Here is a 20,751-nt window from a genome sequence, read left to right on the forward strand (position 1 = left end):
GGTCGCATGACCGCACGACGGCCCATCGGCCGGCCTCCGCCTGCCTGCTCCCCGGGTGCCCGGGTGCCCAGATTGCCGGCTGCCCAGGCGGCCCGCCCCCGGCGCCTGCACGGCGGGCCGCTCCCGGTGCTCCCTGCCGCCACGGGCTGCCGGATCGCCGTGCGAGGGCGGTGGTCGCGAGCGGTTACGCTTGAGAGTCGCCCCCTGCCAGCTCACGAAGGTTCGAGATGTCTGCCGAGTCGGTCTTCCCGCAGCTCGAGGCCCTGCTCCCGCATGTGCAGAAGCCCATTCAGTACGTCGGCGGTGAGCTGAACTCCACCGTCAAGGACTGGGATTCCTGTGATGTGCGGTGGTCGCTCATGTACCCGGACGCCTACGAGGTCGGCCTGCCCAACCAGGGCGTCATGATCCTCTACGAGGTCCTCAACGAACGCGAGGGCGTGCTGGCCGAGCGCACGTACAGCGTGTGGCCGGACCTCGAAGCGCTGATGCGCGAGCACGGCGTCCCCCAGTTCACGGTCGACGCGCACCGCCCCGTCGGCGCCTTCGACGTGCTCGGTGTCTCCTTCTCGACCGAGCTGGGCTACACCAACCTCCTCACCGCCCTGGACCTCGCCGGTATCCCGATGGAGTCCAAGGACCGCACGGAGGACCACCCGATCATCCTCGCGGGCGGCCACGCGGCCTTCAATCCCGAGCCGATCGCGGACTTCCTGGACTGCGCGGTCGTGGGCGACGGCGAGCAGGCGGTGCTGGAGATCACCGAGATCATCCGCGCCTGGAAGGCCGAGGACCGGCCCGGCGGCCGCGACGAGCTGCTGCTCCGCCTCGCGAAGACCGGCAGCGTCTACGTCCCCAAGTTCTACGACGTCGAGTACCTGGCCGACGGGCGGATCTCCCGCGTCGTGCCGAACCGCTCCGGCGTCCCGTGGCGGGTGTCCAAGCACACCGTCATGGACCTGGATGAGTGGCCCTACCCCAAGCAGCCGCTCGTCCCCCTGGCCGAGACCGTCCACGAGCGGATGTCGGTCGAGATCTTCCGTGGCTGCACCCGCGGCTGCCGTTTCTGCCAGGCAGGCATGATCACGCGCCCCGTACGGGAGCGAAGCATCACCGGCATCGGCGACATGGTGGACAAGGGTCTGAAGGCCACGGGATTCGAGGAGGTCGGCCTGCTGTCGCTGTCCTCCGCGGACCACACCGAGATCGGCGATATCGCCAAGGGGCTCGCCGACCGGTACGAGGAAGACAAGATCGGTCTGTCGCTGCCGTCGACCCGTGTGGACGCCTTCAACGTCGATCTTGCCAACGAACTGACGCGCAACGGCCGTCGCTCCGGTCTGACCTTCGCGCCCGAGGGCGGCTCGGAGCGGATGCGCAAGGTCATCAACAAGATGGTTTCCGAAGAGGACCTGATCAGGACCGTCTCCACGGCCTACGGCAACGGCTGGCGGCAGGTGAAGCTCTACTTCATGTGCGGTCTGCCGACCGAGACCGATGAGGACGTGCTCCAGATCGGCGACATGGCGGTCAAGGTCATCGCCGAGGGCCGCAAGGCCTCCGGGCAGAACGACATCCGCTGCACGGTCTCCATCGGCGGCTTCGTCCCCAAGCCGCACACCCCCTTCCAGTGGGCGCCGCAGCTGTCGGCGGAGCAGACGGACGCCCGTCTCGAAAAGCTCCGGGACAAGATCCGCGGCGACAAGAAGTACGGCCGCTCCATCGGCTTCCGCTACCACGACGGCAAGCCCGGCATCGTCGAGGGCCTGCTCTCGCGCGGCGACCGCCGCGTCGGCTCGGTCATCCGCGCCGTCTACGAGGGCGGCGGCCGCTTCGACGGCTGGCGCGAGCACTTCTCCTACGACCGCTGGATGAAGGCCGCCGAGGAGACGCTGCCCGAGTTCGGCGTGGACGTCGCCTGGTACACCACCCGTGAGCGGGAGTACGAGGAGGTCCTGCCCTGGGACCACCTGGACTCCGGTCTCGACAAGGACTGGCTCTGGGAGGACTGGCAGGACGCACTGGACGAGACCGAGGTCGAGGACTGCCGCTGGACCCCGTGCTTCGACTGCGGCGTCTGCCCGCAGCTCGACCTCGACATCCAGATCGGCCCCACCGGCAAGAAGCTGCTGCCCCTGACCGTGAAGCAGCCTGCGACCAGCGGAAACGCGAGTTCGTGAGCGACGCTGTGAACGCGTCACAGACGCGCTCGCGGTCCTTTCCGGACGTGGAGTGGGTCTGACCCCGTGTGAAGCGCTCTGCGCGTAGACGGGGCTCGGGCCCTCCCGTGAATCGCCGGTGAGGGCAGCCGCGGCGGCAATCCTCCGGAGTTCCGACCGCTGCGAGCCCCGCTCCGAAGAGCTGCGGCCCGTACCCTCCGGGGTGCGGGCCGCTTGCTGTTCACTCCATCACCGGGGCAGACCGGACCGACCTCCGAATGCCCAAGAATGCAAACGAACAGCAGGCATGCCCCGATGGTGCCGATCGCACGGCTGATGAGGACGCTCGTGAAACGGCGATCCTCGACAAGACCCCAATGAATCCGCCGGTACCCGCACATGTTGCGATCCCGCCAAGGACGATCAGGTGGAACGACCCGAGGTTCAGGAACGTTCCGAGCACCCACGTACGCGGCGCTGGTTCGAGTGATCTGGCGGGCCGTGGACCGCGTTCGGTAAAAGATCACGTTTGCCTTTGGTCATGACCGGGTTCGGGTGGGACTGCGAAGGTAAAACGTTCTCCACGTTGGCGTTCTGGGATCGTTAAGATCCTTTTCCGGCTGCCGCTCTCCGTCGTAATCCTGAACCTTTGTATGCGTTCGAACAGGGGGAGACGGATGAGCGGGCAGTTCGGTGTCGAGCCGTCGATATTGACGGAACTGGCAGGGAAATTCGAGCGGGAGGCGAATGCGCTGGACACGCCGATCAAAGCGTTCGTCGCGACATCGGTGGAGATCGGCGAGGCTTTCGGCATCCTCGGTGCCTGCGACGGCGCGGCGGACAAGTACCGCAAGCTGATGAGCAGCACCACCAAGGCGCTGGGGCACCTTCCCGACGTGCTCTCCAGCGACGCCGACCGGCTGCGGATCAATGCGTCCCACTACGAGGAGTCGGACCAGGTCGCCCTCGGCCACCTGCACTCCGTGCCCCGGCAACAGGGGGCGTGACGTGAGCATCAACAGCTGGATAGACGGCAAGGTCCTGGAGATCCTCGAAGCATTCGGCGTGGAACTGCCCGGCGGCGACGGCGACACGCTCCGCTCGATCGCCCATGCCTGGGACTCCATGGGGACCGCGCTGACCAAGACGGTTCGGGCTCTCGACGCCGCCGCCGACGGCGTCGACACAAAGGATTGGCACGGTGCGGCCCGTGACGCCTTCGGCAAGCACTGGCAGGACCAGAAGAAGACCATCACCGATATCGCGAAGAACTTCCATCACGTGGCCGATGGATTGCGGGACTTTGCCGACGAGATCGACAAGATCAACGAAGAGATCATCGATATCTGCGTTCAGATCGCGGAGATGGAGGTGCTCGGTGCCGCGTTGTCCCTCTTCACCGGCTTCGTCTCCGATCTTGTCGCCAACGCGGCCGTGGCCGAGAAGGTCGCCAAGATCGTGAACCTGGTCAAGCTGTTCACCTCGGCGGCGGAGAAGGTGGCGGCGCTGCTGGAGCGCTTCGCGGGGCTCGGCGCCGAAACCGCGGCGACACTGGAGCAGGTGCTCACCACAGTGGCCCGGTTCAGCGCCAAGTTCCTTGCGAAGGGCGCGGAGAGCTTCGCCACGAACTTCGTCGCCGACTCGGGCAGCTTGATGCTCAACCAGGCACTCAACGGTCAGCCCGTGACGGTGGGTGAAGATTTCTCGGCCGGTGGCAAGGCAGCCCTGGGCACGGCCGCGTTCACGGCGGGCGGAGCATCGCTGGCGCAGGGGGCTCACCTCACGGGGGCGTTCGGCAAGGTGCTCAGCGGCGAGGGCCGGGCCGGCAACGCGGCCAACGGTGCGCTCGGCAACATCGCCGGGGGTCTCACCGTCGATGCCTGGGACGGAAAGGACGGCGAGACCATCGCATGGGATGCGGGAACGAACGTCGCCACCGGAGCTCTTGGCAACCGCGCAGGCGACCACTTCCTCGGGAAGATGGAGGGACATCACCTCGGCGGCGAGCACGTCCGTGAAGAGGACAGGTACAAGGATGCGGCGTACAGGAACGGTTTCGGCACCGGCCTCAATACGGCGGTCTACGAAGCGGGCTCCGGAATGGAGTCGGATGCGCAGAACGTGGCCAAGGAAGCCCAGAAGGGGGACGAGTGACCCGTGACCGGTGAGCCCGGCGGTGTGTCCCTGGCGACGGTCATACACATCGACCCGAACCACCCCGATCCCGGCTGGGCCCCCTTCTTCCTGGCGCTCCTCGGGCTCGCCGGGTGCCTGGTCGTCGCTACCGGTGTCGCCGTGACCCTCGCCCTCTTGCGCGTCAAGGGCGAGAAGAACTGGGGCAACTATGTGATCGGGCCGGTGATCTTGGCCATCGGCCTCGCCGTCACCATCGCCGGTCTCGGCTTCGCCTTCGGCCTGCTGTAGCGGGGTGCTTCGTCGGGGCCTGTCCGGACCCCGGCGAAGCAGTCCCTTGACCTTGGTTCGCTTGATCCGGCCCTTCGCGCCGACGCGGAGGAGATCAGTGGCGGGACCTTGGTGGCCGAGACGTTCCGCTCGCCGGCGACGCCGACCACCCGCCACCCGCGCTCCCGAGCGAGCACGCGCAGATCGAGTTCCTGACGAACCGGCGACGTCGTGTCGTCAGGAAGAACGGACAGGTGCACGGACAACAGGGCCCCGGGCATCGTCCGGTAGGACGGCTTCCGCCTTCTCAGCTCTTCCAGGAGCGCCGGGTTCCCCGTCGGCCCGGCCCCCGCGCCCCGCGGTGGCCGGGCCGCGGCGTACTCCCGCACAATGAGGTGATGCCGCCGCAGCTCATCGCCCCCACCACCCGCGTCCATGCCTCGTTTCTTGCCGCGATGGACGAGTTCCGGGCCGAGGGTGCGGAGCACGTTCCGCACTCGAACCTGGCGCAGGAGCTGAGGAATTGGGCCACCCGCTGGCCGACCGCGGACGGGTTCGCCGAGTACGTCGACGCGATCAGCGGCGCACCGGGCGAGGAACGCGCCGACGGCGTGGTCCCCAAGACCACCCGGTGGTGGGTGGCGGACGGCAGCTACCTGGGGCGGGTCACCTTCCGCCACCGCCTCACCGACGAACTCCTCCACTACGGCGGCCACCTCGGCTATGCCGTACGCCCCGGCGCCCGCCGCTGCGGCCACGCCACCGCGATGCTGCGCGCCGCACTGCCGATCGCCCATCACGAGCTGGGCATCGACCCGGTGCTGGTCACCTGCGACCACACCAATACCGCCTCGCGTAAGGTCATCGAGGCCTGCGGCGGGATCTTCGAGGACCAGCGGAACGAGAAGCTGCGCTACTGGATCCACGCGGCCGCACCCGCCGCCGGACAGCAGCCGCACGAGCACCCCTGAGGGGCCGCGGGACGCGCGGTGCGGGCACGGAAGAACAAGGGGGAGGGGCCGGATGGAGCCCACGGACAACGACCGGCGGGTGCCCGCCCGTTACGAGCCGGGCGAGGGCTGTGTGACCCAAGTGGTCCGTATTCCGATCCGGATCGTGGTGCTGGTGCTCGTGGTGCCGGTGCGCCTGGTGTGGGATGCACTGACCGCCGCCGGCCGGGCCGTCAACCGGAGCGTGCTGCGCCCCCTCGGCCGCGGCCTCGCCCGGCTGGGGCACACCCTCGTGGTCGTCCCCGTGGCATGGGCCTGGCGCACCCTGGTCGTGCTCCCGCTCGGATGGGCCTGGCGCACGCTGGTCGTCGCCCCGCTGGGGTGGCTGTGGTGCGCCGTCCTCGCCCCGGCCGGCCGGGGGACCGGCAGGGCGGTGGCGTGGCTGGTGCGGCAGCTGCTCGTGCTCCCCGTGCGGTGGCTGTACACCCACGTGATGACCCCGGTGGGGCACGGCATCGCCTGGCTGCTGCGCGGACTGGGCACGGCCCTGCTGTGGCTGGGTCGCGCGTTGTTCGTGTGGCCGTGGGTGGTCCTGTGGCGGTATGTGCTGGCGCCCGTCGGCCGGGGCATCGGCGTGGCCCTGGAGTGGCTGGTCCGTCATCTCGTCGTGGTTCCCGCCCGGTGGCTGTACACCTGTGTGCTGACGCCGGCCGGACGGGGCCTCGCCTGGCTGGTGCGCGGCATCGGCACCGTTCTCGCCACCCTCGTGCGGTGGCTCCTGGTCGTGCCGCTGGTCACCCTGTGGCGATATGTGCTGGTGCCCGCGGGGCGGCTGCTGGCCGCCGTGGTGACGGTGGTGGTGCGCGAGGCCGGGGCGGCGCTCGGGCACTGCTGGCGGGCCGCCGGGATCATCTCCGGGGCCATCGGCCGGTTCCTCGGCGCGATGCTGCGGTGGCTCCTCGTCGAACCGGTGCGGTGGGTGTACCGCACCGTGCTCACCCCTCTCGGGCACGGCATCCGGGACGGCATCTGGCGGCCGGTCCGGCAGGCCCTGCGCACCGCCCGCGCGACCGTGCGGCAGACCCGCAGGGAGATCCGGCGGGCGCTGTTCGGCGCCCCCGCGAAGCCCCGGCCGACCGCCGCTGCCGAGCCCCGGCGGGAACCGGGAGCGCCCGGCACACGTACTCTAGGTAGCAGTACGACCGCACTCACGAAGGACTGAACGACACTGGGCAAGCGACAGCCCGAAGGCCCGCCGCCCGCACCGGCGGTGCAGCGCATCCGACTGCGCTACACCAAGCGCGGCCGCCTCCGGTTCACCAGCCACCGCGACTTCCAGCGCGCTTTCGAGCGGGCGCTGCGCCGCGCCGAGGTCCCCATGGCCTATTCGGCGGGCTTCACCCCGCACCCCAAGGTGTCGTACGCCAACGCCGCCCCCACCGGTACGGGCAGCGAGGCCGAGTATCTGGAGATCCAGCTCGCCGAGCGCCGCGATCCGGACACTCTGCGTGCTCTTCTCGACTCGTCGCTGCCGGACGGGCTCGATGTGACCGACGCGGTCGAGGCCCACACCAGTGGTCTGGCCGACCGGCTCCAGGCCTCGGTGTGGGAGCTCCGGCTCGACGGTGTCGAGGTAGAGGAGGCCGCGCGTGCGGTCGAGGCGTTCCTCGCCGCGGACGAGGTACAGGTCGAGCGGCGGACGAAAAACGGCATGCGGACCTTTGACGCGCGGGCCGCGGTGACGCGTCTGGAGGCCGCCGGTCACGCCGGCGATAGGCCCGACGGCAAAGCCTGTGCGATACTGCGGCTGGTTGTTCGGCATCTGACACCTGCCGTTCGACCCGACGACGTCCTGTCCGGCCTCCGAGCTACGGCCGACCTGGCGCCGCCGGTCCCCGCAGCGGTGACCAGGCTGGCGCAGGGGCTGCTCGATGAGGAGACCGGCGCGGTGACCGACCCGCTTGCGCCCGACCGCGACGCTGCCACGGCCGCCCCACCCACGGCCGCCGGGCTGAGTGCCGCGAAGGTGACGAGCGGGGTATCCCCGGCAGCCGGGGACGGTACTGCGTAGGAGCGCCGTCGTCGCGTCGCCGATCAGCCAGGGAGCCACCCCGGTCCGGCAGACGCATCTGACCAGGAGACTTTCGCCGGTCCCTGCCCTACGGGGATCGGCGAGCGAGACGACAGCTCCCGTGCGGCGCCCACGCCCCGGACAGCGGGACCGCGCTCATCACGCGGACCGCGGCCGGAATCAGGCGCGGCGCCCGGGAGCGTGACGGGAGAACCGCCCGCATGCTCGAGCCCATTGAGCCCACCCGCTCCACGCAGTCCCAGGACCGTGGTGCCGACGACAACCACTCACCCAGCGACACGCTGCCGCCGCGCCGCCGGCGCCGTGCGGCCTCCCGGCCGGCCGGTCCTCCGGTGGCCGACGGCGCCGCCGAAGCCGAGGTGGTGAGCACCGAGGCCACCGCCGCACCCGCGGTCGATCCGGCCCTCGACGACGAGGTCGCCGCCTCCGCGGTGACCACCGGGGACGAGGCCAAGCCGGCCCGTTCCCGCCGCCGCGCGACCCGTAAGGCCACCGCCCCGGCCGGAGCCCCGCAGCCGGCCGGAGGCGAGCCGGCCGAGGCCCCCGCCGAACCCGCCGCCGAGACGCCTGCGGCCGCCGCCGGGACGCCCGCCGAGGAGCCTGCCGAGACGCCGCAGCCCGAGGACGCCGCGCCGCGCCGCGGCCGCCGCCGGGCGACCCGCAAGGTGACCGCCCCGGCCGGTTCGCCGCAGCATGAGGCCGGTCAGGAGCCGGTCGCCGCCGAAGAGCCCGCGCCCGTCGCCCCGGCCGCCGCCGAAGAGCCGGCGCCCGCCGCGCAGCCCGCCCCGGCCGCCGCCGAGGAGCCCGAGGACGCCGCCCCCCGCCGTACCCGCCGCCGGGCGACCCGCAAGGTCACCGCTCCGGCCGGCACCCCGCAGGCGAGCGACGCCGACGAGGCGGTCGCCGAGACCGCCGCGCCCGCCGCCCGGGCTGAGACCGCTGCACCGGCCGCCCGGGCCGAGAGCACCGAGGAGGAGGCCCCGGCCGCCGCCGAGGACGCCAAGCCGGCCCGCTCCCGCCGCCGTGCCACCCGTAAGGCCACCGCCCCCGCGGGTGCGCCGCAGGCCGCCGGACGGACCGCGGAAGCGGAAGCCGAGCAGGCTCCGGCCGCCGAAGCCGAGGCCGCCCCCGCCGAGGCCGCCCAGGGCGAGACCGCCGAAGCCCCCCGCCGCCGGGCACGCCGCCGTGGCGAGCGTGCCGCCGAGCAGCCCGCCGCCGAGGCGCCCCGCGCCGAGGAAGAGCCCGCACAGGAGGCGCCGCAGCGCGGCCGCCGCCGGGCGCAGCGGCCCCCGACGGCCGTCTTCCAGGCGCCGGTCTTCACCGAGCCGATGTTCCAGACGCCGGAGACCGCGGCCGCCGCCGCTGCCGCGGCGCGCCAGGAGGAGACCGAGGCCGAGCCGGTCGTGGAGGAGCAGCCCGCCGCCGGTGCGCGCCGCCGTCGCCGCCGTGGCGCCCCGGCCGAGCCCGAGCCGGTGTCCGCCGCCCCCGTAGAGGAGCCGGCGGCCGAAGAAGCCGAAGCCGCGGCCGAACCGGAGACCGAGGAAGCCGAGAGCGGCCACGGCGAGGACGAGTCCGACGGCCGCCCCTCGCGCCGTCGCCGCCGTGGTGGCCGTCGCCGCCGTCGCGGTGAGTCCGCCGAGGGCGGCGAGGAGCAGCCCGCCGAGGGCCGCGGCGCCGAGGAGCGGGAGAGCGACCGGGCCGAGCCCGAGGAGGCCGACGAGCAGCCCGAGGCGGAGGACGAAGCCGAGGAGCAGCCGGGCGGCGGCTCCAGCAGCAGCCGCCGGCGCCGTCGCCGCCGCCGTCGCACCGGTGACACCGGCGAGGACGGGACCACCGGTACCGACGACCCGGAGCGCACGGTCGTCAAGGTCCGTGAGCCCCGCAAGAAGGACGAGAGCACCAGCGCCGACGAGGTGCAGTCGATCAAGGGATCGACGCGTCTGGAGGCCAAGAAGCAGCGCCGCCGTGAGGGCCGCGAGCAGGGCCGCCGCCGGGTGCCGATCATCACCGAGGCGGAGTTCCTCGCCCGCCGCGAGGCCGTCGAGCGCGTGATGGTCGTCCGCCAGAGCGGCGAGCGCACCCAGATCGGCGTTCTTGAGGACAACGTGCTCGTCGAGCACTTCGTCAACAAGGAGCAGGCGACCTCGTACGTCGGCAATGTCTACCTCGGCAAGGTGCAGAACGTCCTGCCGTCGATGGAGGCCGCCTTCGTCGACATCGGCAAGGGCCGCAACGCCGTGCTCTACGCCGGTGAGGTCAACTTCGAGGCGCTCGGCATGTCCAACGGCCCGCGCCGCATCGAGACCGCGCTGAAGTCCGGCCAGTCCGTGCTGGTGCAGGTCACCAAGGACCCGATCGGCCACAAGGGCGCCCGGCTCACCAGCCAGGTCTCGCTCCCCGGCCGCTACCTGGTCTATGTGCCCGAGGGCTCGATGACCGGTATCAGCCGTAAGCTCCCCGACACCGAGCGGGCGCGGCTGAAGCAGATCCTCAAGAAGATCGTCCCCGAGGACGCGGGCGTCATCGTGCGCACCGCCGCCGAGGGGGCGAGCGAGGACGAGCTGGCGCGCGACGTCCAGCGGCTGCAGGCGCAGTGGGAAGAGATCCAGAAGAAGGCGAAGGCCGCTTCCACCAGCTCCCCGTCGCTCCTCTACGGCGAGCCGGACATGACCGTCCGGGTGGTCCGCGACATCTTCAACGAGGACTTCTCCAAGGTCATCGTCAGCGGTGACGAGGCGTGGGAGACCATCCACGGCTATGTCGCGCACGTCGCCCCGGACCTCACCGACCGGCTGCAGAAGTGGACTTCGGACGTCGATGTCTTTGCGACGTACCGCATCGACGAGCAGCTGATGAAGGCGCTGGACCGCAAGGTCTGGCTGCCCAGCGGTGGTTCGCTGGTGATCGACAAGACCGAAGCGATGATCGTGATCGACGTCAACACCGGGAAGTTCACCGGTCAGGGCGGCAATCTCGAGGAGACGGTCACCAGGAACAACCTGGAGGCGGCCGAGGAGATCGTGCGCCAGCTGCGGCTGCGCGACCTCGGCGGCATCGTCGTCATCGACTTCATCGACATGGTGCTGGAGTCCAACCGGGATCTGGTGCTGCGGCGGATGCTGGAGTGCCTGGGCCGGGACCGCACCAAGCACCAGGTCGCCGAGGTCACTTCGCTAGGCCTGGTCCAGATGACCCGTAAGCGGGTCGGTCAGGGCCTGCTGGAGTCCTTCTCCGAGTCGTGTGTGCACTGCAACGGCCGTGGCGTCATCGTCCACATGGACCAGCCGGCGGTGGCCGGCGGCGGTGGCAAGCGCAAGAAGAAGGGCAAGGGCGCCCAGCCCGAGCCGCACGTCCACGAGGCCGAGGCCGCCGAGCCGGCCCCGGAGGGCGGCGCGCCGGAGCTGGAGCCCGCCGCCGTGACGGAGGCCGAGCTGCAGCCCGCGGTGGAGGGGGCCGACGAATGGTTCGGCAGCCCGGCCGAGGCCGAGGCGGCCGCCGGACGCAGCCGTGGCCGCCGCCGGGCGAGCCGGAAGGCGTCCGCTCCGGCGGGCGCTCCCAAGGCCGCCGAGTCGGCCGCCGCGATCGTGGTGCCGGCCGAGCAGGCGCCCGCAGCCGAGCCGGAGAAGGCCCCGGAGCCGGTCGCCGAGGCGCCGGCCGCGGAGCCCGCACCGGCCCGTCCGCGCCGTCGGGCGACCCGTAAGGTGACCGCTCCGGCGGGTGCCCCCAAGGCCGCCGAGGAGGCCGCCGCGATCGTGGTGCCCGCCGAGTCGGCGCCGTCGGCCGAGCCGGTCACCGAGCCGGAGCCGGCCGAGGCCACGGAGCCCGCCGAGGGCGCCGGGGTGGAGGCGGAGCCCGCGGCCAAGAAGACCGCGAAGAAGACGGCGGCCAAGAAGGCCACCGCCAAGAAGACCGCGGCGAAGAAGACCACGGCCAAGAAGACGGCGGCGAAGAAGACCACCACCACCACCACCACCAAGAAGGCCACGGCGAAGAAGACCACCACGAAGAAGGCCACGACCAAGAAGGCGGCGGCCAAGAAGACCGCTGCCGCCGAGCAGCCCTCGGAGGCGCAGGCGGAGGGCGTGGCGTAAGCCGCTCGGCAGCACCAGCCGTGCCCCGGGCCGTCAGCGGTCCGGGGCCGGTTTGACCCCCTGGTCAAGGCCCCGTAATCTTGACCGTCGGTGTCTGTGACACCGAACCCCTGAGCAAACACCTCTCGGTCCGCCGAGGGAGGCCGCTCGTCCACTCGGATTCCACGGGCCCCATCCCGAGCCCGTGTGAGCGGCTGGCATCAGAGGATCCGTTCCCAGCGAAAGAGAGTTCCGCGTGTACGCGATCGTGCGCACCGGCGGACGCCAGCAGAAGGTTGCTGTTGGCGACGTCATCGAGGTTGACCGCATTTCCACCAGCAAGGTCGGCGACACCGTCGAGCTCTCGACGCTGCTGGTTGTCGACGGCGACGCGGTCACCAGTGACCCGTGGGTCCTGGCCGGCGTGAAGGTCCAGGGCGAGGTCGTCGACCATCACAAGGGCGACAAGATCCGGATCCAGAAGTACAAGAACAAGACCGGTTACAAGAAGCGGATCGGCCACCGCCAGCTCCACACGGCGCTGAAGATCACCGGCATCGACGCTCCGGCGAAGTAAGGGACTGAGGAGACATGGCACATAAGAAGGGCGCATCGTCCACTCGGAACGGTCGCGATTCCAATGCTCAGCGGCTCGGCGTGAAGCGCTTCGGCGGTCAGGCCGTCCTCGCCGGTGAGATTCTGGTCCGCCAGCGTGGCACCCACTTCCACCCGGGCACGGGCGTCGGCCGCGGCGGCGACGACACCCTGTTCGCCCTGGCGTCCGGTGCGGTGCAGTTCGGCACCCACCGTGGCCGCAAGGTCGTGAACATCGTTCCGGTCGCCGAGTAATTCCGGCCTGACCGAGCGATAGCTCAGCATCAGCATCACTCAGGGGCGGACCGCCTTTTCCCGCGAGAGCGGGAAGGCCGGTCCGCCCTTGCGTGTTAGTACAGAGACATGTGCGCAGGGCAGAGACGTGCGCGCAGTAGAGCGACATACCCGTAGTTATCTGGAGGCACCCCCACCATGACCACCTTCGTGGACCGCGTCGAGCTGCACGTCGCCGCGGGTAACGGAGGCCACGGCGTGGCCTCCGTGATGCGGGAGAAGTTCAAGCCGCTGGGCGGCCCGGACGGCGGCAACGGCGGCCGTGGCGGCGACGTGACCCTGGTCGTCGACCAGGACGTCACCACCCTTCTCGAATACCACCACCACCCGCACCGCAAGGCCACCAACGGCCAGCCGGGCGCGGGCGACAACCGCTCCGGCAAGAACGGCCAGGACCTGGTCCTGCCGGTCCCCGACGGCACCGTCATCCTGGACCGCGCGGGCAATGTGCTCGCCGACCTCGTCGGCCAGGGCACCACCTTCGTCGCCGGCCAGGGCGGCCGCGGCGGCCTCGGCAACGCCGCGCTGGCTTCCGCCCGGCGCAAGGCCCCCGGTTTCGCGCTGCTCGGCGAGCCCGGTGAGGCCCGCGACATCGTGCTGGAACTCAAGACCGTCGCGGACGTCGCGCTGGTCGGCTACCCGAGCGCCGGCAAGTCCTCGCTGATCTCGGTGCTCTCCGCGGCCAAGCCCAAGATCGCCGACTACCCCTTCACCACCCTGGTGCCCAACCTCGGTGTGGTGACGGCCGGTTCGACCGTCTACACGATCGCGGACGTCCCGGGCCTGATCCCCGGCGCGAGCCAGGGCAAGGGCCTGGGCCTGGAGTTCCTGCGGCATGTCGAGCGCTGCGAGGTGCTCGTCCACGTCCTCGACACCGCGACCCTGGAGGCCGACCGCGACCCGGTCTCCGACCTCGACATCATCGAGGAGGAGCTCAAGCAGTACGGTGGCCTGGACAACCGGCCCCGGATGGTCGTCCTCAACAAGATCGACGTCCCCGACGGCAAGGACCTCGCCGACATCATCCGCCCCGACCTCGAAGAGCGCGGCTACCGCGTGTTCGAGGTCTCCGCGGTCGCCCACATGGGCCTGAAGGAACTGTCGTTCGCGCTCGCCGACGTCGTCTCCAAGGCCCGCGCCGCCAAGCCCGTCCAGGAAGCCACCCGTATCGTCATCCGGCCCCAGGCCGTGGACGACGCCGGCTTCACGGTCACCGAAGAGGGCGAGAACTTCTTCCGCGTGCGCGGTGAGAAGCCCGAGCGCTGGGTCCGCCAGACCGACTTCAACAACGACGAGGCCGTCGGCTACCTCGCCGACCGCCTCAACCGTCTCGGTGTCGAGGACGCCCTGCGCAAGGCGGGCGCGCACGCGGGCGACGGCATTGCCATCGGCCCCGAGGACAACGCGGTCGTCTTCGACTGGGAGCCGATGATGGCGGCCGGTGCGGAGATGCTGGGACGGCGTGGCGAGGACCACCGTATGGAGGCGCCCCGGCCGGCTGCGCAGCGCCGCAGGGACCGGGACGTGGCACGGGACGAGGCCGACCAGGAGTACGAGGGCTTCAAGCCCTTCTAACCACGGCAACCACGGCAACCACGGCAACGGGGAAGGCCCCCGGGAGTTCTCCTCCCGGGGGCCTTCCCCGTTGCGCCGGCGTCGCGGCCGAAGCCGTGAGCGGCCCGCTGCGGCCTAGACGGCGGCAGTGGTGTCCGAGGCGCCGCTGGCCTCGTGTCCGGCCGTCTCGGAGGCGTCCACGTCCTCCTGCGAGCGCTGGCCGGGGATACCGGACAGCCGGTTCTCCATCCGGATGCGCCGCTCGTCGGCCTTCGTGGCCAGGTCCAGTGCGGCCTGGTTGAAGCGGACCGACGACGGCGGGTCCGACGGGCCCAGCAGATGCTCCTTGAGCTCGGCCCGCTCCGCGGCCAGGGTGTCGTGCTCCGGGTTGCGGACCGCGTCGAGGAGACCGGCCACCTCGTGCGCGTCGGGAGTGAGGATCGTCGCGGCCCGCACCGTCGGGAAGTTCGCCCGGAAGTCGTCCTCGCTCATCCCCGAGGTGTTGGCGACCGCGTACGGCTTCTCGCTGCTCAGGTAGTCGGAGACCACGCTGGAGACATCGCTGATCAGCACATCGGCCTGGTTGAAGCAGCTGAAGATGCCGGGGCGGGCGGTGGTGATGATGCGGTGCTCCCACCGGGGGAAGGAGTTCCAGTACGCCGCCTCCCAGGCGGTGACGGCCGCTTCGACGGCGGCGGCGCGGCCCTCCTCGGGGGTGCCCTGCAGCCCCATCCGCTCCAGCTCGTCCGCGCTCTTGCGGAACGCGGAAGTGGTCAGCGCATTGAGCTCGCCGGTGCGGCGGGCCAGCTCGGCGGCGGCCTCCGGGCCGGGCCGCTCCCCGCTGCGCCGGGTGTTCGCCTCGGTGATCATCGCCTGGATGCGGTTGTTGGCGGCGCCCGCGCGCGGGTCCACGGAACCGGTCATCGGGTGCGGCTTGTACAGCAGCTGCACGTTCTCGTCGGCGAGCAGCTCGCGGACGATGTTCTCGCCCGCCAGGATCACCGAGGTGTTGCCCGGGTTGCCGTCCCAGCCCTCCCAGGTCGGGGCGTACAGCACGGTCGTCATCCGGCCGGCCGGGGCACTGTCCTGCCGCTGGATCGGCTGGATCGGGGCCAGCTGGGGGCGGCCGACCTCGATGACGTCCTTGTCCTCGACGCCGATGTCGGCGAGCTGGTAGCGGTCACGGGCCGCCGGGCCCGCCACCCATACCTCGTCGTACGCCTTGGCGTACGGGTTGCAGGAGGACAGCTTGTCGCTCTCGCCGTGGTTGGTGAAGGCGTGCTTGATGGAGGGGATGCGCAGGATCTGCGAGGTCTTGCCGGAGTTCGCCGGGTGCAGCAGGACCTTGAGCGTGGAGTGCTCCAGACGCATCAGGTTGGCGACCTTGGGGATGCAGACGATCGGCACGTCCGTGGCCTCGATCTTCTGCACCATGAAGCGCTCGCGGAGCACGATGATCGGGTTGCCGTCCAGGGCGGCCAGGGTGCTCAGCCACATGTTGGCCTGGTAGGCGGAGGAGGAACCGCCGGAGAAGTACATGCCGACCGTCGGCCGGTACTCGGCCAGCCAGTCGTCCAGCCACGCCAGGGCCTGCTTCTCGCCGGCCACCCGCTTCTTGGGCAGCAGCCAGGTGCCCAGGTAGAGGGTGCCGCCGGCGGACAGCGTCAGGGAGACGGTCAGGCCGATGCCGCCCCAGTACGCGTCCGTGGTGATCGAGGTGAGCATCATGCCGACCGTGGTGGGCACGGAGAAGCGCAGCAGCCGCCGGCCCGTCTGGCGGGAGAGGATGCGCGGCGGGGCGTCGGACAGCCGCAGCGCGCTCGCATCGATGTTGCGGGTCACGAACGGCAGGCTGCGGGTCCTGCGGACCAGCACCGCGACCGCCTGGCACACGAAGTGGGTGCCGTAGAAGAGGAGCAGGGTGATGGTGAGCGGCGCCTGCTCCTCGAGCGGGTTGATGCCGTCGATGTGCAGCAGGCCGACCAGTATCAGCATGTCGCGCAGCAACTGGCGCACCGTGACATCGAACCGGATCCGGCCGAGCACCGCGAGCAGGCCGGGCTGCTTGTGCTGGAGGACCAGGTCGAGACCCAGGTTGACCACGGATGCGGCGATGAACAGCGGGATGACGGGCAGCAGCGCACCGACCAACTGGGCGGTGAACGCGACCATCATCGCGAAGAGTGCCGCGAGCTGGACGGCTCGGCGGGGGGCGATTCCGGCGGAAGGCACGGGGGAGGGCTCCTGGCAGCACGAAAGGTCAAAGGGGAGGCCGAGGGGGGCGGCCGGGTCCCGCGCTGCGACGCCGCCGGAGCGGCGAAACGGGACCGATGGACACCCGACCGTATGACCTTGTTGGCCTTGGTGACAATCTGCTGTGGCTCTCATCACCGCGAAAGCGGACCAATCGAACGCAACCTCTTGGCCTCGGCTTCCCTCTTAAGGAAAACCCGCGCGGGCGGGGAAAGGCACGGAAGCAAGGCCCGGCATTTCGGCCCCTATTCTGCGCCCTGTGCCGGGCGCCGGGTCCGGCCGCTCCCCTCCCGCAGGGCGTCCGCCAGGCAATATCACGAAGCGCCCGGGGTCCGCTCTGCCGTAGATTGCGCCCGTAGGGCCGTGGTGCGGGTCGGGCAGTAATCCCCCGTACGGCGGCGGGATCGGCGAGCACAGGGGTATGCAGGTGGCAGGCGCAAGGCAGGACGTGAAGGACGCTCGCCGGATCGTGGTGAAGGTCGGCTCGTCCTCGCTGACCACGGCCGCCGGGGGACTGGACGCGGACCGCGTGGACGCGCTGGTGGACGTGCTGGCCAAGCACCAGGACAAGGAGATCGTGCTGGTCTCCTCCGGAGCCATCGCGGCCGGGCTGGCGCCCCTGGGGCTGGACCGGCGGCCCCGTGACCTGGCCCGGCAGCAGGCCGCGGCCAGCGTCGGCCAGGGCCTGCTGGTCGCCCGCTACACCGCGTCCTTCGCCCGCTACGGCCGCCGGGTCGGCCAGGTCCTGCTGACCTCCGACGACACCAGCCGCCGGGCCCACTACCGCAACGCCTACCGGACCCTCGACCAACTGCTGGCCATGGGCACCGTACCGATCGTCAACGAGAACGACACCGTCGCCACCGACGAGATCCGGTTCGGCGACAACGACCGGCTGGCGGCCCTGGTCGCCCATCTCGTCCGCGCCGATCTGCTGATCCTGCTCTCGGACGTGGACGGCCTCTACGACGGTGATCCGTCCGCCCCCGGTACCTCCCGGATAGCGGAGGTCGGCGGCCCCGCGGACCTGGAGGGCGTCTCCATCGGCAGCGCGGGCAAGGCCGGTGTCGGCACCGGCGGCATGGTCACCAAGGTCGAGGCGGCCCGGATCGCGGCCGCGGCGGGCATCCCGGTCGTCCTGACCTCCGCCGTGCACGCCGCGGACGCACTGGCCGGCGGCGCGACCGGCACCCACTTCCTGCGCACCGGCCGCCGCTCCGCCGACCGGCTGCTGTGGCTCGCGCACGCCTCCACGCCGCGCGGCGCCCTCGTCCTGGACGACGGCGCCGTACGGGCCGTCGTCGAACGGCGCTCCTCGCTGCTGCCGGCCGGTATCGCCTCCGTGGACGGTGAGTTCTCCGCCGGTGACCCGGTCGAGCTGCGGGACGCCGGGGGCCGCGCCGTCGCCCGGGGACTCGTCAATTTCGATGCCCGGGAAATCCCCCGATTGATGGGTCGTTCGACCCGCGATCTCGCCCGCGAGCTGGGCCCCGCCTACGAGCGGGAGGTCGTGCACCGCGACGATCTGGTGCTGCTGCACCCCTGAAGCCGCCCTCCGGCCGACGGTCGTCACGCTCCGTGAACCCCTCCCACCACGCGGTGCGGAGACCGGCCTTTCCGTGGAGACCTTGGTGAAAACGCCCCCGCGACGGGCCGCGGGCTGGTCAACTTTGTTGCGGGGACGCCGTGGGGGAGCGGCGCCCGCAGCGCGCGAGCGCACCCGCCGACGTAGGAGGCTCCGCATCCCCCGAGGGCGGAGCGATTCGCATCACAGGAGGCCGCCGGTGAGACGAGGGCGCTCAGGGGCGCTGCCCCGAGGGACGGCGGAGCGCACGCTGACCAGCGTCGGAACCGGCGGGGACACCGGCCGGCCGGACGAGCGGGGTGCACAGCGGGACGGGGCGGCACAGCGAGGACCGGACGGCGGGCAGCGCGAGACGTCCCGGCTGTGGCACATCACTCTCAGCGTCTCGGGCGCCGAGGCCCCGCTGAAGGAGGTCCGGCGGGCCCTGGAACAGCTCGCCCACGACCATCCCTTCCTGCTGACCAGCCGCTACGCCAATGACCACGCCGAGATCCGCTACTGGGAGGAGGCGCGGGACCTGCACGACGCCGCGGCGGTCGCGCTACGGCTGTGGGGCGAGCACCGCTCGACGGCCAAGCTGCCGCCGTGGGAGATCGTCGGTCTGGAGGTCATCGACCGCGAGACCTACCATCAGCGCGTAGCGGAGGGTTACGGTCCGCCCCCGGCCTCACCGGTCGGCGTCCATCCCTTCTGATCCGCGGTCGTCCGCGTCCCGCGCTGTGAGATACGGCGTGGCCGCGGCGAGCCGCCCGGTTAGGCTGCGGCCATGACCAGCAGCGCATCCCACTCCTCGCCCGTCCTCGAGACCGCCCGCCGCGCGCGGGAGGCCGCCGCCGTCCTGGCACCGCAGCCGCGTACGGCCCGTGACGCAGCGCTGCTCGCCATCGCCGACGCCCTGGTGGAGCGGGCCGACGCGATCGTCGCGGCCAACGCCGAGGACATCGCCAAGGCGCGGGCGGCCGGCACCGCCGAGTCGGTCGTGGACCGGCTCACCCTCACCCCCGAGCGGATCGCGGCCATCGCCGCGGACGTCCGCCAGGTCGTGGCGCTGCCCGACCCGGTGGGCGAGGTGGTGCGCGGCTCGACCCTGCCCAACGGCCTCGACCTGCGGCAGGTCCGGGTCCCGCTCGGGGTGATCGGCATCATCTACGAGGCCCGGCCCAATGTGACGGTGGACGCCGCGGCCCTGTGCCTGAAGTCCGGCAACGCCGTGCTGCTGCGCGGCTCGTCCTCCGCGTACGCCTCCAACAGCGCCCTGGTGGACGTGCTGCGGGACGCCGTCCGGAGCGCCGGGCTGCCCGCCGACGCGGTGCAGCTGGTGCCCGGCGAGAGCCGTGACTCGGTGAAGGAGCTGATGCGCGCCCGCGGCCTGGTCGATGTGCTGATCCCGCGCGGCGGCGCGTCCCTGATCCGTACGGTCGTGGAGGAGTCCACGGTCCCGGTGATCGAGACCGGCACCGGCAACTGCCACGTCTACGTCGACGAGGCCGCCGACCTCGACATGGCCCTCGACATCCTGGTCAATTCCAAGGCCCAGCGGCCCAGCGTCTGCAACGCCGCCGAGACGGTGCTGGTGCACGCCGGGATCGCCGAGAAGTTCCTGCCGCGCGCCCTGGAGGCGCTGACCCAGGCCGGGGTGATCGTGCACGGCGACGCCGCCTGGCAGCAGGCCGGCCCCGGGCTGGTCGCCCCCGCCACCGACGAGGACTGGGCGACGGAGTACCTCTCCTACGACATCGCGGCCGCCGTGGTGCCCGACCTGGACGCCGCGGTGGCGCACATCCGGCGCTGGACCTCCGGCCACACCGAGGCGATCGTCACCACGTCACAGGCCGCCGCCCGGCGCTTCACCCAGGTGGTGGATTCCACCACCGTCGCGGTCAACGCCTCGACGCGTTTCACCGACGGCGGCCAGTTCGGCTTCGGCGCGGAGATCGGCATCTCGACGCAGAAGCTGCACGCCCGCGGCCCGATGGGACTGCCCGAGCTGACCTCCACCAAGTACATCCTCACGGGAGACGGCCACACCCGCTGAACGTCCCCCGGATTCCCCGTTCTCTCTGCCCAAAATGACGGCCCGGGGCTAACCTGGACGGGTGCCGGACGACGTGGGGGGCAAGCCGTTCCCGGACGGTGAAGAGCCCGACGAGCACCACCACGGGAGCCACGGAAAAGCGGACGAAGAATTCGCCTCCGTGGTCTTCGACGAGGAATTCGTCCGGTCCGCGCAGATTCATGAACCCTCGGCGGTCGAGCGGATGCTGGCCGCCGCCGAGGCACGCGCCGAGGCCGAGGCGGCCCGCTCCGGCCCCGGCTTCGGTTCCGAGGGCGACGACCCGGACGAGACCGGCCTGCGCAGCCACCGCCGCGTCCGGGGGAGTGACGACTACGACGGGTACACCGACTACGCCGAGTACGAGGACGACGGTGAGTGGGGCGACTACCCGCCCTACGGCCCGTACGGCCCCTATGGCGGTGCGCTGCGCCCGTACCGCAGCAGTACCCGCTGGCACCGGCCGGTCGCCTGGGTGCTGGCCGTGGTGATGGGCATCGGGCTGGTCGCGCTGGCTTTCAGCGCCGTCTACCGCGGTTCCTCGGGACGGACCCAGCACCCGGCACCCGCGCCCACGTCCAGCGGGGTGGACGCGCCCGCCACGGGTGTCGTGGACAGCGTCCGCACGGCGCGCCCCGGCCTGCCGTCGGCCGGATCCCTGCGCCCGTCGTTCCCGGCGGTGCCCAGGCCGCACTGACACCGTGGCGCCGTGCCCGCAAAACGGGTTTTCGAAACGGAATCCTC

16 protein-coding genes are annotated in these 20,751 nt (G+C 71.4%); 15 read left to right on the top strand and 1 reads right to left on the bottom strand.

Translation table 11 applies throughout. The features are described 5' to 3' along the window. Positions 1–227: 227 nt before the first annotated feature. From ACF088_RS11830 to obgE, 11 genes are all read left to right on the top strand, one after another. Entirely contained in the window at positions 228–2,180 is a 1,953-nt protein-coding gene (locus ACF088_RS11830) for a TIGR03960 family B12-binding radical SAM protein (RefSeq protein ID WP_392375510.1), read from the top strand. 656 nt (positions 2,181–2,836) lie between these two features. Beyond that, the gene (locus ACF088_RS11835) at positions 2,837–3,166 is read left to right on the top strand and encodes a type VII secretion target (RefSeq protein ID WP_392375511.1); all 330 of its coding nucleotides are present in this window, start codon (positions 2,837–2,839) and stop codon (positions 3,164–3,166) included. 58 nt (positions 3,167–3,224) lie between these two features. Continuing rightward, on the top strand, positions 3,225–4,313 hold the full coding sequence (locus tag ACF088_RS11840) for a WXG100 family type VII secretion target (protein WP_392375514.1): 1,089 nt from the start codon (positions 3,225–3,227) through the stop codon (positions 4,311–4,313). A 3-nt stretch (positions 4,314–4,316) separates the two neighbouring features. Then, the gene (locus tag ACF088_RS11845; RefSeq protein WP_392375515.1) at positions 4,317–4,583 is read left to right on the top strand and encodes a hypothetical protein; all 267 of its coding nucleotides are present in this window, start codon (positions 4,317–4,319) and stop codon (positions 4,581–4,583) included. A 377-nt stretch (positions 4,584–4,960) separates the two neighbouring features. Beyond that, complete coding sequence (locus tag ACF088_RS11850; RefSeq protein WP_392375516.1) at positions 4,961–5,533, top strand: GNAT family N-acetyltransferase; 573 nt, start codon at positions 4,961–4,963, stop codon at positions 5,531–5,533. Positions 5,534–5,585: 52 nt separating this feature from the next. After that, positions 5,586–6,734: a hypothetical protein gene (locus tag ACF088_RS11855; protein ID WP_392375518.1), complete on the top strand. Its 1,149-nt coding sequence runs from the start codon at positions 5,586–5,588 to the stop codon at positions 6,732–6,734. Positions 6,735–6,782: 48 nt separating this feature from the next. Next, a complete protein-coding gene (locus ACF088_RS11860; protein WP_392375519.1) occupies positions 6,783–7,583 on the top strand; it encodes a TIGR03936 family radical SAM-associated protein in 801 nt (266 codons plus the stop codon). A gap of 221 nt (positions 7,584–7,804) precedes the next feature. After that, complete coding sequence (locus ACF088_RS11865) at positions 7,805–11,695, top strand: ribonuclease E/G (RefSeq protein WP_392375521.1); 3,891 nt, start codon at positions 7,805–7,807, stop codon at positions 11,693–11,695. Between the two features lie 235 nt (positions 11,696–11,930). Continuing rightward, positions 11,931–12,251 carry a 50S ribosomal protein L21 gene (gene rplU / locus ACF088_RS11870; protein WP_030082047.1) on the top strand — a complete coding sequence of 107 codons (321 nt, stop codon included), beginning with the start codon at positions 11,931–11,933 and terminating at the stop codon, positions 12,249–12,251. A 14-nt stretch (positions 12,252–12,265) separates the two neighbouring features. Next, positions 12,266–12,523, top strand: coding sequence for a 50S ribosomal protein L27 (gene rpmA / locus ACF088_RS11875; RefSeq protein WP_085925635.1), 258 nt, complete (start codon positions 12,266–12,268; stop codon positions 12,521–12,523). Positions 12,524–12,700: 177 nt separating this feature from the next. Then, on the top strand, positions 12,701–14,137 hold the full coding sequence (obgE, locus tag ACF088_RS11880; RefSeq protein WP_392375523.1) for a GTPase ObgE: 1,437 nt from the start codon (positions 12,701–12,703) through the stop codon (positions 14,135–14,137). A gap of 114 nt (positions 14,138–14,251) precedes the next feature. Here obgE and ACF088_RS11885 read toward each other — a convergent pair whose 3' ends face one another. Further along, entirely contained in the window at positions 14,252–16,348 is a 2,097-nt protein-coding gene (locus ACF088_RS11885) for a hypothetical protein (protein ID WP_392375524.1), read from the bottom strand. A 469-nt stretch (positions 16,349–16,817) separates the two neighbouring features. Here ACF088_RS11885 and proB point away from each other — a divergent pair, with 469 nt between their 5' ends. From proB to ACF088_RS11905, 4 genes are all read left to right on the top strand, one after another. Continuing rightward, positions 16,818–17,915: a glutamate 5-kinase gene (gene proB, locus ACF088_RS11890; protein WP_392375525.1), complete on the top strand. Its 1,098-nt coding sequence runs from the start codon at positions 16,818–16,820 to the stop codon at positions 17,913–17,915. 238 nt (positions 17,916–18,153) lie between these two features. Continuing rightward, a complete protein-coding gene (locus ACF088_RS11895) occupies positions 18,154–18,648 on the top strand; it encodes a hypothetical protein (protein WP_392375526.1) in 495 nt (164 codons plus the stop codon). Between the two features lie 72 nt (positions 18,649–18,720). After that, positions 18,721–19,989, top strand: coding sequence for a glutamate-5-semialdehyde dehydrogenase (locus tag ACF088_RS11900; RefSeq protein ID WP_392375527.1), 1,269 nt, complete (start codon positions 18,721–18,723; stop codon positions 19,987–19,989). A gap of 61 nt (positions 19,990–20,050) precedes the next feature. Beyond that, positions 20,051–20,704, top strand: coding sequence for a hypothetical protein (locus tag ACF088_RS11905; RefSeq protein WP_392375528.1), 654 nt, complete (start codon positions 20,051–20,053; stop codon positions 20,702–20,704). Positions 20,705–20,751 lie beyond the last annotated feature (47 nt).

Origin of the sequence: Streptomyces sp. NPDC015125 (genome assembly GCF_043080045.1) — a bacterium.
In the GTDB taxonomy this organism is placed as follows: Bacteria; Actinomycetota; Actinomycetes; order Streptomycetales; family Streptomycetaceae; genus Streptomyces.